Source organism: Novosphingobium kunmingense (genome assembly GCF_002813245.1).
In the GTDB taxonomy this organism is placed as follows: domain Bacteria; phylum Pseudomonadota; class Alphaproteobacteria; order Sphingomonadales; family Sphingomonadaceae; genus Novosphingobium; species Novosphingobium kunmingense.
This window is the reverse complement of sequence record NZ_PHUF01000003.1, coordinates 439933-454165: the sequence shown is the minus strand read 5'-3', so window position 1 is coordinate 454165 and position 14233 is coordinate 439933. Positions and strand designations below refer to the sequence as shown.

13 protein-coding genes and 1 tRNA gene are annotated in these 14233 nt (G+C 65.2%); 4 read left to right on the top strand and 10 right to left on the bottom strand.

Annotated elements, in window-relative coordinates; genetic code table 11:
- Nucleotides 1-30: 30 nt before the first annotated feature.
- From B0I00_RS08220 to ku, 3 genes are all read right to left on the bottom strand, one after another.
- Nucleotides 31-396, bottom strand: coding sequence for a UrcA family protein (locus B0I00_RS08220; protein WP_157812504.1), 366 nt, complete (start codon nt 394-396; stop codon nt 31-33).
- A 374-nt stretch (nt 397-770) separates the two neighbouring features.
- A complete protein-coding gene (gene ligD / locus B0I00_RS08215; RefSeq protein WP_100866892.1) occupies nt 771-3284 on the bottom strand; it encodes a DNA ligase D in 2514 nt (837 codons plus the stop codon).
- A gap of 3 nt (nt 3285-3287) precedes the next feature.
- Entirely contained in the window at nt 3288-4139 is an 852-nt protein-coding gene (ku, locus tag B0I00_RS08210; protein WP_100866891.1) for a non-homologous end joining protein Ku, read from the bottom strand.
- A gap of 313 nt (nt 4140-4452) precedes the next feature.
- Here ku and B0I00_RS08205 point away from each other — a divergent pair, with 313 nt between their 5' ends.
- The gene (locus B0I00_RS08205; protein ID WP_100866890.1) at nt 4453-6105 is read left to right on the top strand and encodes a DEAD/DEAH box helicase; all 1653 of its coding nucleotides are present in this window, start codon (nt 4453-4455) and stop codon (nt 6103-6105) included.
- Nucleotides 6106-6170: 65 nt separating this feature from the next.
- Here B0I00_RS08205 and B0I00_RS08200 read toward each other — a convergent pair whose 3' ends face one another.
- Complete coding sequence (locus tag B0I00_RS08200) at nt 6171-7145, bottom strand: magnesium and cobalt transport protein CorA (RefSeq protein ID WP_100866889.1); 975 nt, start codon at nt 7143-7145, stop codon at nt 6171-6173.
- 95 nt (nt 7146-7240) lie between these two features.
- On the opposite strand from B0I00_RS08200, the gene B0I00_RS08195 reads away from it, so the two are divergent.
- From B0I00_RS08195 to B0I00_RS08185, 3 genes are read left to right on the top strand one after another with little or no spacing between them, the layout of a single operon-like run.
- Entirely contained in the window at nt 7241-8731 is a 1491-nt protein-coding gene (locus B0I00_RS08195) for a flavin-containing monooxygenase (protein WP_100866888.1), read from the top strand.
- A 38-nt stretch (nt 8732-8769) separates the two neighbouring features.
- Nucleotides 8770-9531, top strand: a complete 762-nt coding sequence (locus tag B0I00_RS08190) for a competence/damage-inducible protein A (protein WP_100866887.1) — start codon at nt 8770-8772, stop codon at nt 9529-9531.
- A 10-nt stretch (nt 9532-9541) separates the two neighbouring features.
- Nucleotides 9542-10084 carry a hypothetical protein gene (locus B0I00_RS08185; RefSeq protein ID WP_100866886.1) on the top strand — a complete coding sequence of 181 codons (543 nt, stop codon included), beginning with the start codon at nt 9542-9544 and terminating at the stop codon, nt 10082-10084.
- A 250-nt stretch (nt 10085-10334) separates the two neighbouring features.
- On the opposite strand, the gene rplA is transcribed toward B0I00_RS08185, so the two are convergent.
- The 6 genes from rplA to B0I00_RS08155 all read right to left on the bottom strand — a co-directional run bounded on the left by rplA (nt 10335) and on the right by B0I00_RS08155 (nt 14152).
- Nucleotides 10335-11036 (bottom strand): 50S ribosomal protein L1, encoded by a 702-nt coding sequence (gene rplA, locus B0I00_RS08180; RefSeq protein WP_100866885.1) that lies wholly within the window; start codon nt 11034-11036, stop codon nt 10335-10337.
- Between the two features lie 4 nt (nt 11037-11040).
- Nucleotides 11041-11472: a 50S ribosomal protein L11 gene (gene rplK / locus B0I00_RS08175; protein WP_100866884.1), complete on the bottom strand. Its 432-nt coding sequence runs from the start codon at nt 11470-11472 to the stop codon at nt 11041-11043.
- 162 nt (nt 11473-11634) lie between these two features.
- Nucleotides 11635-12171, bottom strand: coding sequence for a transcription termination/antitermination protein NusG (gene nusG, locus B0I00_RS08170; RefSeq protein ID WP_100866883.1), 537 nt, complete (start codon nt 12169-12171; stop codon nt 11635-11637).
- A gap of 26 nt (nt 12172-12197) precedes the next feature.
- Nucleotides 12198-12392, bottom strand: coding sequence for a preprotein translocase subunit SecE (gene secE / locus B0I00_RS08165; protein WP_100866882.1), 195 nt, complete (start codon nt 12390-12392; stop codon nt 12198-12200).
- 139 nt (nt 12393-12531) lie between these two features.
- Nucleotides 12532-14040, bottom strand: a complete 1509-nt coding sequence (locus tag B0I00_RS08160; protein ID WP_100866881.1) for a hypothetical protein — start codon at nt 14038-14040, stop codon at nt 12532-12534.
- Between the two features lie 36 nt (nt 14041-14076).
- A tRNA-Trp gene (locus B0I00_RS08155) sits at nt 14077-14152 on the bottom strand.
- Between the last annotated feature and the right edge of the window lie 81 nt (nt 14153-14233).

The window sequence follows — 14233 nt, the reverse complement described above, 5'->3', positions numbered from 1 at the left end:
TCGGCCTGGCCGCGCGCGATTTCGCGCCGGTCAGTCCTTCTTTTCGACGAGTGCGAGCGGTGCGCTCTGGTTGTGGCGGGCTGCCCACTGTTCGGCCCGGGCGTTGATCGCGCGGTGGCCGAGCTCGGTCATTTCGGCCATGCACACGCGATAGTTGGCGGCCCCGGCGGCCGAGGGCACATCAGCGCGGCAAGTGCGGCGCGCGTTGCGCAGCAAGGTCTGGCGCAGCCGATTGACACCGCGCGGCGTGGCCAGCATGCCATCGTCGACATTGACGGTGACCTGATAGCGGCCATCGGCGTCGAACGTTTCGGCCGACGCGGGCAGCGCGGCGGTTGTTGCGATAGTGGCGGCCACGGCGATCGCGGCGGCGCGAACGGTGTAGAACTTGATCATGGTAATCACTCCTGCTGGGTGTCCGGTGGCTCCAGCCCCCTCGACAGCAACAATCATGCGCGAATCAATCAAATCTGGATGTGATGTCGCTCACACCTTCGGAAAAAAATTTGAATGTTTCATGGGCAACTACGCTTCGCGCAGAGTCCGGAACCTTTCCAGACCCGCAGCGGCCTTTAGGCATGCATTGTTACAACTATTAGTATGACAGCAAAGTATCTGTTGTGCGATGTTCTTGCTGCTTACATCGATATAAGTAACCAGCGGAATATTGCTATTTTCCAAATTATCCCGCGCGGCTATGCAGTTGCACCGGGTCGATCCGGTATTTATTCAGACCTTTCAAGCCGTTGCGCGTACCTGGCAACGGGCCGTCAAATGTCCGGCAGGCGCTGTTCGGCAAAGCCCCATCCGGCCAGCGCCTTGCTCTGGGCCCGCTTGATCAACGCCTTTGCATCGCCAATCGACCAGGGGTGCGCGTTCGCCGCCTTGTCGAGTTCGGCCCAGGTTACCGGCACCGCCACCGGCGCGCCTTCACGGGCTCGAACGCTGTAGGGCACGACGGCGGTCGCGCCGCGCTGGTTGCGCAGCCAGTCGATGAAGATGCGGCCCTTGCGCTTGGCCTTGCTCATCGTTGCCACGAAGCGGTCCGGCTCGGCGAGCGAGAGCGCCTCGGCAAAGCGACGGGCAAAGTCCTTGTGCTTGTCCCAGTCATGCCCCGGGGTCAGCGGCGCGATCACGTGAACGCCCTTGCCGCCCGACAGCATGGCGAAGCTGACGAGGCCGAGGTCGGACAGGCGATCGCGCAAGTGCTTCGCCGCACTCACCGTATCGGCGAAGGACAACCCCTCGTCGGGATCGAGATCGAAGATCAGCCGGTCCGGCGCTTCGACCGCATCGCTGCGCGATGCCCACGCGTGGAACTCGATTGTGCCCATCTGCACGCAGGCCAGCAGGCCCGCCGCATCCTCGACAAAGATGTAGTCGTCGAGGCCGCCGTCGCCTTCGCGGATCGGCACCTTGCGCACATGCGGCCCGAACGAGCCGCTGTCGTGCTTCTGGAAGAAGCACTGCTTGCCCCGCCCTTGCGGACAGCGCACCAGGCTGATCGGCCGCCGGCCGGCAAAGGGCAGGATCAGCGGCGCGATCGCCTGGTAGTAGTCGGCGAGGTCGCCCTTGGTCAGCCCGCTTTCGGGGAAGATCACGCGCTCGCGGCTGCTGATCCGGACCTCGTCGTCGCGGGGCGCCGGCTCGGCCTTTTCGGCCTTGACCTCCCTCGCCGTCTTGTCCCCGCGCAGGCCCACGAAGCTGCCGTGGCGCACCGATCCTTCGGCGGTCAGTTCGGCAAAGGCGATCTCGGCAACCAGTGCGGGCTTAACCCAGGTCACCCCGCGCGCATCCTCGCGTGACGCCTCGACCGGCGGTTCCTCCACCGCGAGCTTGCTCAGCCTTTTCGCGAGATCGGCCATGCCGTCGGCGTCGAAGCCGGTGCCGACATTTCCGCGATAGACCAACTTGCGGCCGTCCTTCTGCGCCAGCAACAGCGAGGAGAAAGGCCGCCCTCTGGCCTTCGACGCCTTCCAGCCGACGATCACGAATTCCTGTCGCAAGGTGCATTTTACCTTGACCCAGTCTTTCGTGCGCCTGCCCGAATAGGGCGCGTCGATACGCTTGGCGATGATCCCTTCCTGGCCAGCGCCGCACAGCGTCCGCAGCAGTTTCTCGCCCGCCCCTATGACGTGGTCGGTGACATAGATCGGCGCGCTCGCGCCCTTGAGCAACGCTTCCAGCCGTTCCTTGCGCTCCACGTTGGGCAAGCCGGTCAGGTCCTCGCCATCGGCTTCGAGCAGATCGAAGGCGTGATACTCCAGCCTGTCCCTTGCCGATTGGCTGCCGTGTCCGCGCTTGAGCACCGCCTGCAGCGTCGAGAAATGGGGATTGCCGTCCTTGCCCGTGGCGACGATCTCGCCATCGATCAGGCAGGCGGGCAGATCGAGCGCGGCGATCGTTTCGACCAGCGGGCCGAACTTGTCGGTCCAGTCCTTGCCGTTGCGGGTGTAGACGCGCACCTCGGCGCCCTTTGCCGCAATCAGCGCGCGGTAACCGTCGAACTTGATCTCGTGCATCCAGCCGTTGCCGGGCGGGACGGCATCGACCAGCGTGGCAAGCTGGACGGCGCGGAATTTGGGCAGCGGCGCGGCCTTGCGCGGACGGGCCGGCTTTGCCTTGCTCTTGTTGTATCTGGCCGCCGCGGCCATTTCGGCGGCGAAGTCATCGCCCTTCTTGCCTGCCAGCGAATGGCTGCCCTTCTGATCGGCAGCAATCTCGGCCATCGACCGCCTCGTCAGAACCGACGTCAGCGCCCTATCGACAAGCGGATCGCCGTCTTCGACGAACTCGTCCTGCACCTTGCGCAGCAGCCAGTTCTCGCGCTTCTCGCCGGGGCGTGGTTTCAGGCGGAACAGTATCCATTCACCCTTCATCCGCTCGCCATCCAGCGTGAAGTGGATGTGCCCTTCGTCGATGTCCTTCCAGCTCTTGCCAGCCACCGGCGCCCATGTGCCGCGGTCCCACAGCATCACGGTACCGCCGCCGTATTCGCCCTTGGGTATGGTTCCCTCGAACTCGGCATAGGCCAGCGGGTGATCTTCCGTCCGCACCGCCAGCCGCTTGATATCGGGATCGGGCGAAGGCCCCTTGGTAACCGCCCAGCTTTTCAGAACGCCGTCGGCTTCCAGCCGGAAGTCCCAGTGCAGCCGCGTGGCATCGTGCTTCTGGACGATGAAGCGGTTTCCGCCCTCGCTCGATTCGATCTTGCCCGCCGGTTCCGTCGTGGTCTTGAAATCGCGCTTGGCGTTGTAGGCCGAAAGGCTGGATCTGCGCGCCACCGATCAGGCCCGCTTGCGCACGGCAGGCTTTTTGGCCGGTGCCCTTTTCGCCGCCGCGGACTTTTCCTCGCCCAGCGATTTCTTGAGCGCGGCCATCAGGTCGACCACGTTGCCACCGCGCCGGGCCGCCGGTTCATCGTCCTCCTCGATGATCGCCTTCTTGGATCTGGACTTGGCCTTCTTGTCGATCAGCTTGCGCAGCGCGTCGGCGTAGCGATCGTGGAACTCTTCGGGCGCGAACGGCGCGCTGCGGCTCTCGATCAGGCTCGTGGCGAGGTCCAACAGGCTCTTGTCGGGCTTCTCGGCGCCGATATCGGCAAAGAACGACTGGCCCCTGCGCACCTCGTCGGCGTAGCGCAGCGTTTCGAGCAGCATCCCCTTGCCGCACGGTTTGAGCGCGACGAGCTTTTCCTGCCCGCGCACTGACAACTGGCCAAGGCCGATCTTGTTCGCTTTCCGCATCGCCTCGCGCAGCACGACGAAAGCTTCTTCGGCCAGGTCGTCGGTCGGCGCGACATAATAGGGCTTCTCGAAATAGAGCGGATCGATTTCCGCCGCGTCGACAAACTGAACCAGTTCGAGCGTGCGCTTGCTTTCGACCTTAACCGCCGCGATCTCGCGATCTTCGAGCAGCACGTAGTTGCCCTTCGAGATTTCGTAGCCCGAAATGATGTCGTCCTTGTCGACCGGCCCGACGCCCGGCGCGACCTTTTCATAGCTGATCGGCTGGCCGGTGCCTTCATGGATCTGCCGGAAGCTGATCTTCGCGCCCGAGCGTGTGGCCGAATAGACCTCGACCGGAATCGAGACGAGGGCGAGGCGGATCTGCCCCTGCCAATATGCGCGTGCCGCCATGACAAACACCTCCAGCGACAGCCAACGCAGGGCGGTCCGAGTCGGTTCCGATTCCCTTGATTGCGTAATTTCCTTGCTTTTTGGCGCAACGCAACATAGATGGGCGCCAACACGACCGGCCCCGCGCACGAAAACGCAGGGAATATCGGCGCAGCGTGAGGCCCCCTTTCAAGGGATGGCCGCCCCGAATGCCCGGTCGATCCGAACCTGAAGCCACCTTCTTCACGCAGGGTCGCATCGAAACGAACCTTGCTTCGTGTCGAGCGGACAACCTGTGTCTGCGCGCGCGCCGCTTCAATTTTGAGAGTTTTTCATGACCTATTTTTCCGACCTTGGCCTGGCCGAGCCGCTTGTTCGTGCGCTTGAAGCCAAGGGCTACAACGACCCCACCCCGATCCAGCGCCAGTCGATCCCCGCGCTGCTCGAAGGGCGCGACCTTCTGGGTATCGCCCAGACCGGCACCGGCAAGACCGCGGCCTTCTCGCTTCCCTCTCTGCACCGCCTCGCCGCCAATCCCAAGGCGCGCAGCAGCGCCTCGTGCCGCATGCTGGTGCTGTCCCCCACGCGCGAACTGGCCGCCCAGATCGCCGAAAACATGCGCGGCTATGCCAAGTTCCTGAACCTGTCGGTCCAGTGCGTGTTCGGTGGCATCCCGGTGGGCAAGCAGGCCCGCGCGCTCGTTCCGGGCTGCGACATCCTGGTCGCCACACCCGGTCGCCTGCTGGACCTGATCGACCAACGCGCGCTGACCCTGCGCAACGTCGAGATCTTTGTGCTCGACGAAGCCGACCAGATGATGGACCTGGGCTTCATCGTGCCACTGAAGCGCGTGGCCGCCATGCTGCCCAAGGACCGGCAGAGCCTGTTCTTCTCGGCCACCATGCCCAAGGCGATTGCCGATCTGGGCAAGCAGTTCATCCATAATCCGGTGCGCGTCGAGGTGACCCCGCAGGCGACCACGGCCGAACGCGTCGAACAGTATGCGGTGTTCATCAACCAGGCCGAGAAGCAGGCGCTGCTGACGCTGTCGCTGCGCAAGGGCCTGGCGCCCAAGGACGATGGCACCAGCGAGATCGATCGCGCGCTCGTCTTCACCCGGACCAAGCACGGCGCCGACCGCGTGGTGCGCCACCTGACCGCAGCCGGCATCAGCGCCGCCGCGATCCATGGCAACAAGAGCCAGGCGCAGCGCACCGCCGCGCTGCTCGCCTTCCGCAAGGGCACCATGCCGGTGCTGGTGGCGACCGATATCGCCGCGCGCGGGATCGACGTGTCGGGCGTCAGCCACGTGTTCAACTTCGAACTGCCCAACGTGGCGGAACAATACGTCCACCGCATCGGCCGCACGGCCCGCGCCGGCGCCGATGGCGTCGCGCTGAGCTTCTGCGCGCCCGACGAAAAGGCCTATTTGCGCGACATCGAAAAGTTGACCGGCGTCAAGCTGGCCAGCGTGCCACTGCCCGACAACTTCCAGAAGGAAGCTGCCGGTCTTCCCGCCCCGAGCCGCAAGCCGGCCGAAGCCGAACAGGATGCCCGGCGGGAGGCGCGCGATGCGCGCGGACGCGGCGGCGCTCGCCCCGCCCGGAACAACAACCGCTCCAACGGCGGGCAGAGCCGCGACGGCCAGTCGCGCGACCAGTACATCCGCAACGAACGCATGGCCGACAATCGCCGCGCCACCGCTCCGCGCAGCCCCGGTTTCAGCCCCCTGGCCGCCGAGGATCGCGAAGCGCGCCAGTACGCGCCGCAGGGAGGCAACCATGATCAGCGCGACCGCCGCGATCGCCGCGACGATCGTTCGCGCCAGCCTCACGGTGAGCGCGGCGAACGCGCCGAACGCCCGGTCAAGGTCCACCGCGACGCCGTGCGTCCGGCTGCGGGCTCACCGCGCGGCGATGCTCCGGCCAAGCGCGGCAACGGCAACCGCAAGAAGCCGAACGGCAACGGCCAGCGCCGCTGGGGCTGAGCCGGCTCTGATCCAGGAAGGGCCGTGCCCGCGCTCATCGCGGCACGGCCTTTTCTCGTCCGGCGCTACAGCCAGCCGATCCGGCGGAAGCGCAGCCACAGCCCGCCGCAGATCGTCAGGATTACGCCCCAGACCGCCGGATAGCCCCATTTCTGGTGCAGTTCGGGCATGTAGTCGAAGTTCATCCCATAGATCCCGGCAATTGCCGTCGGCACGGCCAGGATCGCGGCCCAGGCGGCCAGTTGCCGGGTCATCGCGCCCTGGCGGTGCTGCTCGAGCAGCGAAGCGGTTTCGACCACGCTGGCAAGCGTTTCGCGCAGGCCGTCCATGCGGCTGATGGTGCGGCGAACGTGGTCGAGCACGTCGCGGAACCAGATCCGCGCCCCCGGATCGATCACCGGCAAGTCGGTCGTGGCCAGCCGCTCGCACATCTCCTGCATCGGTCCGATCACCCGGATGAAGCGGCGAAACTGGCGGCGCAGGCGGAAAATGCGACGGATCGTCGAGCTTTCGGGGAAGCGGTGGATCGCCTGCTCCTCCATCGTCACCACCGCATCCTCGAGCTTCTCGAGCACCGGTTGGTAACCATCGACGATGAAATCGAGAATCGCATGGGCGACGTAGTCGGGGCCTTCGGTCAACCGCTCGTCGTCGTTTTCCAGCCGCTGGCGCAAGGAGTCGTGCTTGCGGGTCGACCCCTGCCGCACCGTGACGATGAAATCACGCCCCAAGAAGATCGCGGTCTGGCCATAGGTCAGGTTGTCGCCTTCGGGCATGGCGACGGTTCGCGCGACGATGAACAGCTGCTGCCCATAGAGGTCGACCTTTGGCATCTGCGTTGCGTTGAGCGCATCTTCCACCGCCAGCGGATGCAGCCCGAACTGGCTGCGCACGAGTTCCATCTCCGCCACAGTCGGCTCCGACAGGCCGACCCAGTCGAACACATGCGGCGGCAGGGGATCGCGCCGGATTCCGTCGAGCGGCAGGTCCTGGTGCAGGCACTTGCCGTGTTCATAACGGCGTGAGGCGATGATCGGCATTGCGCTCCCGTGCCAAAGCGGCAAGCCGCTGGCAATCCCGCACGCGGCCTGTTAGGTTGTCGATCAAGACCTATAACGGTCAGGAGAGAGACGAGATGAACGCCGTTACCCCGATCGAGGAAGTCCTGGACGTGCTGATTGTCGGCGCGGGCCTGTCGGGTATCGGCATGGCCGTTCACCTGACCCGCGATTGCCCCGGCAAGACCTACGCGATCCTCGACCGGCGCGACAATCTCGGCGGAACCTGGGACCTGTTCCGCTATCCGGGGATCCGGTCGGACAGCGACATGCATACCCTGGGCTTTTCGTTTGAGCCGTGGACCCACGAAAAGGCGATCGCCGACGGGCCGGCGATCCTCGAATACCTCGACCGGATCGTCTCCAAGTACGACCTGCCGCCGAAGATGCGGATGGGCCAGAAGGTCGTCGCCGCGGACTGGGACAGCCAAACGGGGCTGTGGACGGTCACCGCCGAAAATGCAGCAGGCGAATGCTCGCGCATCAAGTGCCGCTTCCTGTTCCTGGGGTCGGGCTACTACGATTACGACAGCCCTTACGACGCGCAGTTCCCCGGTCGCGACACCTTCAGGGGCACGATCGTCCACCCACAATTCTGGCCGGGCGACCTCGATTATGCCGGCAAGAAAGTGGTGGTTATCGGATCGGGGGCAACTGCCGTGACCATCGTTCCCGCCATGGTCGATGGCGGCGCCGGGCACGTCACCATGCTCCAGCGCACGCCGACCTGGATCATGTCGCGCCCGGCCAAGGACGCGATCGCCAACCGCCTGCGCAAATTCCTGCCCGACAAGGTTGCCTATTCGATTACACGGGCCAAGAACATCCTGCTGGGCGACCTGATGTTCAAGCGCTCGCGCAACCAGCCTGACAAGGTCATCGAGTTCCTCGAAAAGGGCCTGCGCGAAAATCTCGGCCCCGATTACGATCGGGAAGCCTTCACTCCGCCTTACAAACCGTGGGAGCAGCGGCTGTGCTTCGTGCCCGACGCGGACCTGTTCAACGCGATCAAGGCCGGCAAGGCCGATGTCGTCACCGACCAGATCGAGCGCTTCGACGAAACCGGCATCCAGCTCAAGTCGGGCAAGCACATCGACGCCGATATCATCGTCACCGCCACCGGCCTTTCGCTGTCGTTCGCCGGCAAGATCGCGGTCAGCGTCGATGGCCAGCCGGTCGATTTCGGCAAGACTTTCTTCTATCGCAACTGCATGTTCTCGAACGTGCCGAACATGGCCGGCGTGTTCGGCTATCTCAACGCCAGCTGGACGCTGCGGGTCGATATCGTCGCGCAGTACATCACCCGGCTGCTCAACCAGATGGACGCCTACCGCATGCAGGTGGCGGTGCCGGCCATGCCCGCGGGCGAGGAACCGGAAGAGGACGACATCTTCGATTTCTCCTCGGGCTACATCCAGCGCGGCAAGCACCTGATGCCGCGCAACGCGGCCGTGCTGCCGTGGCGGCTCAACCAGGATTATCGTCGCGACCGGACCGACATGCGCCAGGCGCCGATCGACGATGGCGTGCTGCAGTTCCGCCGCGTCGAGGCAAAGGTTCCGGCCTGATCTTGCCCTGACCGTCGCGGCGTCCTAACGCTGCTGCCATGAGCGAAACGCCCAAAGTCTGGACCGCCGCGCTGCTGGTCATCGGGGACGAGATCCTGTCGGGCCGGACCCAGGATAAGAATGTCGCGCAGGTCGCCACGTGGCTCAACGTCCAGGGCATCCGCCTCGCCGAAGTGCGCGTGGTCGGCGACGAGGAAGCCGCAATCGTCGAGGCGGTCAACGCGCTGCGCGCGCGCAACGACTACCTGTTCACCACTGGCGGGATCGGCCCGACGCACGACGACATCACCGTCGATGCGGTGGCCGCGGCGCTGGGCGTGGGTGTTGTGATCCACCCCGAGGCGCGCGCGATCCTCGAACGCTACTACGCGACGCGCGGCGGTCTCAACGAAGGGCGGCTGCGCATGGCCCGCGTGCCCCACGGGGCCGATCTCATCCCCAACCGCATGTCGGGCGCGCCAGGCATCCGCGTGGATAACGTGTTCCTCATGGCCGGCGTGCCTTCGATCACCGCCGGGATGCTCGATGCGCTGACGGGTACGCTCGAAGGCGGGCTGCCTGTGCTCAGCGAAACGATCGGCTGCTGGGTGCCCGAAAGCGAGATCGCCGATCTGCTGCGCCAGACCGAAAAAGCGCACGAGGGCAGCGCTATCGGCTCCTATCCCTTCTTCCGCGAAGGCCGCACCGGCGCAAACTTCGTCATCCGGGCAACCGATCCCGCCGTGCTGGCCGAATGCGCCGAGGCCCTTCTGACGGGCCTTCGCGCAACGGGGCGCGAGGCCTTTCCGGGTGGGATCTAGGATCGCGGTCATGAACCTTGCCGCCAGCGCCGCCCTGCTTTCGGCCTGCACGACCCATGACGAAACCGTCACCGCGCTTGAAGCGGCGCTTGCGGCGACTCCGTCGGCCACGCGCGCGCTGGAACAGTGGTGCGCCGCGCGCGGCATCGCCGAACAGCCGAAGGTCATTGCCCGTCAGATCAAGGGTGAGCGGGCGCCCGATCCATCCGATCTGCGCGATCGGCTGGCTGTATCTGCCGCTACTGCGCTGGGCTACCGCAACGTCGAGCTGGTCTGCGGCGACCGGGTCCTGTCGGTTGCCCACAACTGGTACGTACGCGAGCGTCTGACCGAAGAGATGAACGCGGCGCTGGAGTCGAGCGAAGTGCCCTTCGGCAAGGTGGTCGGACCGCTGCGCTTCACCCGGGAAACCATCGCCAGCCGCCATGGTCCCGAGCCGACCTGTCCAACCGATACGATCCTTTCGCAAGTCGCGCTGCTGCGCGCCGAAACCGGAGAACCTCTGGCGCTGGTGACCGAGTGCTACACTGCGGCCGCGCTGGCGAGATCCTAACGCACGCCGATGATGTCGGGCGTACCGTCACGGTCGCGGCACACAGGGCTGGCGCGATACGGCGAATTGTCACCGGTAGCCTTCCACAACGAGATTGCACGGCGATCGGATGCCATGTGGCGGCCCCTATGTGCGATCATACTACCTGCAAACGGCCGCCCGCCCACATCGCGGGGTCAAGCCCTTGAGCCAGCATGCGAAAAGGGCCGGAGGTTTCCCCCCGGCCCTTTCGGTGTTCGATCAGGCTGGATCAGCCGTTGTGGACTTCGGCCACGTCGACCTTGATGCCCGGGCCCATCGACGAGGACAGGCCGATCTTGCGGACGTACTTGCCCTTGGCGCCGGCGGGCTTGGCCTTGACCACGGCATCGACGAAGGCGTCGAAGTTGGCGCGCAGCGCCTCGTTCGAGAACGACAGCTTGCCGATCCCACCATGGATGATGCCGGCCTTTTCGACGCGGTATTCGACCTGGCCGCCCTTGGCCGCCTTGACGGCCTCGGCGACGTTCGGGGTCACGGTGCCCAGCTTCGGGTTCGGCATCAGGCCCTTGGGGCCCAGCACCTTGCCGAGGCGGCCGACGATGCCCATCATGTCGGGCGTCGCGATGACGCGGCCGTAGTCGAGGTTGCCAGCCTGCATGTCTTCCAGCAGGTCTTCGGCGCCGACCTTGTCCGCGCCGGCGTCAATCGCCTTCTGCGCGTTGTCGCCGCGGGCGAAGACCGCGACCTTGACGTCCTTGCCGGTGCCCGAGGGCAGCACGACCATGCCGCGGACCATCTGGTCGGCGTGGCGCGGGTCGACGCCGAGGTTCAGCGACACTTCGAGGGTTTCGTCGAACTTGGCGGACTTGAGGTCCTTGATAAGGGCGATGGCTTCATCGACGCCGTAGAGCTTCTGGTTGTCGCCCAGCTTCTCGACGAGGGTCTTCTGCTTCTTGGTCTGCTTTGCCATGTCCTTAGCCCTCCACGACCTGGAGACCCATCGAGCGGGCCGAGCCCTCGATGATCTTCGTCGCCTGTTCGATGTCGTTCGCGTTCAGGTCCTTCATCTTGGCCTGCGCGATTTCGGCGAGCGCCGAGCGCTTGATCGTTCCGGCCGAAACCTTGCCCGGCTCCTTCGAGCCCGACTTGAGGTTGGCGGCCTTCTTGATCAGGAAGGTGGCGGGCGGAGTCTTGGTGATGAACGTGAAGCTGCGATCGGCGTAGACCGTGATGATGGTCGGGATCGGCATGCCGTTTTCAAGTTCCTGCGTGGCGGCGTTGAACGCCTTGCAGAATTCCATGATGTTGACGCCGCGCTGACCCAGCGCCGGACCGATCGGCGGCGACGGCGTGGCCTTGCCGGCCGGCACCTGCAGCTTGATATAGCCTTCAATCTTCTTGGCCACGATGGGCCTCCTTTCTTCCTGTTGGCCCTGGAAGGGCCGCAGAGTTAGCGGTCAGACAAAGGGCGGCGATGCCCTTCTCCCGCACGGAATCACCCGGCCGAGGCCGGGAGAAGGCGCGCGCCTAGGTCAAGACGCGCGCAAATGCAAGCTTTTGTGGGAAGCCTACTTGACCAGTTCGACGTGTTCGAAGTCGAGTTCGACCGGCGTGGCGCGGCCGAAGATCGAGACCGAGACCTTGACCCGGTTCTTGTCGAAGTCGAGTTCCTCGACGATGCCGGTGAACGAGTTGAACGGGCCGTCCAGCACCTTCACCGAATCGCCGATCTCGTAATCGACGCTGATGTGCTTCTTGGGCTCGGCCGCGGCGGCATCGCGCGCGCCGAAATAGCGGGCGGCCTCGCGGTCGGAGATCGGCTGCGGCTTGCCGTTGGGGCCAAGGAATCCGGTGACCTTCGAGGTGTTCTTGACCAGGTGGTAGACGTCGTCGTTGAGCGTCAGCTTGGCCAGCACGTAGCCCGGCATGGTCTTGCGCTCGACCTGGACCTTCTTGCCGCGCTTCACCTCGGTGACGGTTTCGTGCGGCACTTCGACCGCTTCGACCAGGGCTTCGAGGCCCATGCGTTCGGCTTCGGACAGGATCGATTCGCGGACTTTGTTCTCGAAACCGGAATAGGCGTGGATGATGTACCAGCGGGCCATGATGTTACCTTAGGGTTGGGGCCGGATCAGACGAGCGACAGGAGCCACTGCACGGCCTTGCCGAACAGCGTGTCGATGCCGAGGAAGAACAGCGCGAGGATGACCATCATGATGCCGACGAAAATCGCGGTGGTCACGGTTTCCTGACGGCTCGGCCAGACGACCTTGCGCGCTTCTGCCTGGACCTGGCGCATGAACTCGCCGGGAGAAATCTTGGCCATGGCTGCCTAGCCTTTGCTGCCTGAACGGTTGAAACTACTGACGCCCGCCGTCTTGCGGGTACAGGTCCGCTCCCGGCGGCTGGCTGGCAGCGCGTCCGGGGGCGATCCGTGTTCCCGATGTCGGAAGACACCGCCGCACTTAGCTACCGTCCGGACGTTTTGCAAGCCGTGCCAGCAGCGTGTGGCGGTCGGCCTCGATCACCTTGGCGCGCAGCGGCAGCTTGTCCGGACGGTTGACGCCCACGTACCAGAACCAGTCGGCGTGCTTGGCGGGATCGTAGCTGAGCAGGTTTATCGTCGCGCCGGTGCGGTGGTAGAGGCGGTGATAGGGATCGCGGAAATAGCGGCCGCCCTCGTTGATCGTCATCATGTGGACCATCGGCAGGGCGAAGTTGCAGTTCACCAGCGCGTCGCGCCGCACCAGCGCATAGCCGCAGATGTGTTCCTGCGGGTTGTGCTGCCACCAGCTGCGTTCGGTGATCACCACGGTGGCCAGCCTCGCGCCCATCGGCAGGCGGTCGATCGTTTCGAGAAGATGCGCGGTTTCGCGCGAATCGCGCTGCCAGTCCTGCGTGGTCAGGGTCAGCCTCCCAAGGAAGAAGGCCGCCGCAACCAGCAGGACCCAGCGCGGCGCGCGCCAGGCCAGCGCCAGACAGCCGACCATCAGCCCGGTCGAGATCATCCGCGCGTCGACCAGGTCGCCGGCAAAGATGTGGCGCGGCAGGGCCAGCGAACTGAGCAGCAGCAGCACGGTGCCCCAGCCAAGCCGCGGGTCGATCCGCCGCAGCGCCGCCGACAGCGCGAGTGTCGCCAGCACGCCGATCATGCTCGCATAGTCGAGCCACTTGATCGAATCGCGCATCGCCTGGCGCCAGATCGACCATTTGTAGACCGCAACCGATTCCCCGTAGCCGTAGGAGGCGAGCCCCTTGGTTCCCGCGCCGAAGACCAGCGCGATCAGCGGGAAGGCCAGTGGCCACGGCGCAAGGCAGGCGCGCCAGCTCTTGTCCCGGCTCCATTCGTAGCCGAACACCATCAGCCCCAGCGCGCCCCAGCCCGACACGTGGCAGACCCAGACGAGGAAACCCGCCGGTATCATCACGATCCAGCGCCAGCGCTTGCCTTCCAGCAGGACCCAGGCAGCGAAGACGAACAACGCGGCGGCCAGCGACAGGCCGAAGTTGAGGAAGCCGAGCAGCAGCGCGGGCGACCAGATGAACATCATGGCCATGATGGCGCCCAGCCCGACGCGGCGACGCAGCGCCCATTCGACCGCGACGATGCCAAGGCCGGTGAGCGGCGGGATCAGAGCGACGATGATCCGCCCCGCCGTTTCCAAGGGGAAGAAGTGCGCGAGCGGCTGGATCAGCAGATCGGCGCCAAGGTTGCCCATCCAGCGCCACTTGAAGCCGTAATACTGCTGCAGGAAGGCCGAATTGTCGCGTTCCAGCATGATGTGGAAGCGCGCCAGGTGGGCAGGGTAATCGACCATCTGCGGATAGACCGCGACCAGCACCGGGGCGATCGAGGCGAACGCCAGAAGCAGCCCGAAAACCAGGCTTTCGCGCGCACCCGGCTCGCGCGCGAGCCAGGCCAGCGGCGCAAGCCTGCGCCTCACGAATCGGTCGGAACGAGGTTCGTCAGGCATGGATGGCGTGGGCAATCGGCGCGGGTTCTGGAAAAGTGGCAGGAGTGGCAGGATTCGAACCCGCGGCCCTCGGTTTTGGAGACCGATGCTCTACCAACTGAGCTACACTCCTGCAGGCGCCGGTGCCCTTAGACAAGCACGGCGGCGAAGACAAGCGCCATGACAGGTGCGCCGCTTTCGTGCAACAGTCGGT

Excerpts from the sequence above, each read along its gene's own strand:
- B0I00_RS08220 (WP_157812504.1), bottom strand. The coding sequence starts at position 396 with ATGATCAAGTTCTACACCGTTCGCGCCGCCGCGATCGCCGTGGCCGCC.
- ku (WP_100866891.1), bottom strand. The coding sequence starts at position 4,139 with ATGGCGGCACGCGCATATTGGCAGGGGCAGATCCGCCTCGCCCTCGTC.
- B0I00_RS08205 (WP_100866890.1), top strand. The coding sequence starts at position 4,453 with ATGACCTATTTTTCCGACCTTGGCCTGGCCGAGCCGCTTGTTCGTGCG.
- B0I00_RS08200 (WP_100866889.1), bottom strand. The coding sequence starts at position 7,145 with ATGCCGATCATCGCCTCACGCCGTTATGAACACGGCAAGTGCCTGCAC.
- B0I00_RS08195 (WP_100866888.1), top strand. The coding sequence starts at position 7,241 with ATGAACGCCGTTACCCCGATCGAGGAAGTCCTGGACGTGCTGATTGTC.
- B0I00_RS08190 (WP_100866887.1), top strand. The coding sequence starts at position 8,770 with ATGAGCGAAACGCCCAAAGTCTGGACCGCCGCGCTGCTGGTCATCGGG.
- B0I00_RS08185 (WP_100866886.1), top strand. The coding sequence starts at position 9,542 with ATGAACCTTGCCGCCAGCGCCGCCCTGCTTTCGGCCTGCACGACCCAT.
- rplA (WP_100866885.1), bottom strand. The coding sequence starts at position 11,036 with ATGGCAAAGCAGACCAAGAAGCAGAAGACCCTCGTCGAGAAGCTGGGC.
- nusG (WP_100866883.1), bottom strand. The coding sequence starts at position 12,171 with ATGGCCCGCTGGTACATCATCCACGCCTATTCCGGTTTCGAGAACAAA.
- secE (WP_100866882.1), bottom strand. The coding sequence starts at position 12,392 with ATGGCCAAGATTTCTCCCGGCGAGTTCATGCGCCAGGTCCAGGCAGAA.
- B0I00_RS08160 (WP_100866881.1), bottom strand. The coding sequence starts at position 14,040 with ATGCCTGACGAACCTCGTTCCGACCGATTCGTGAGGCGCAGGCTTGCG.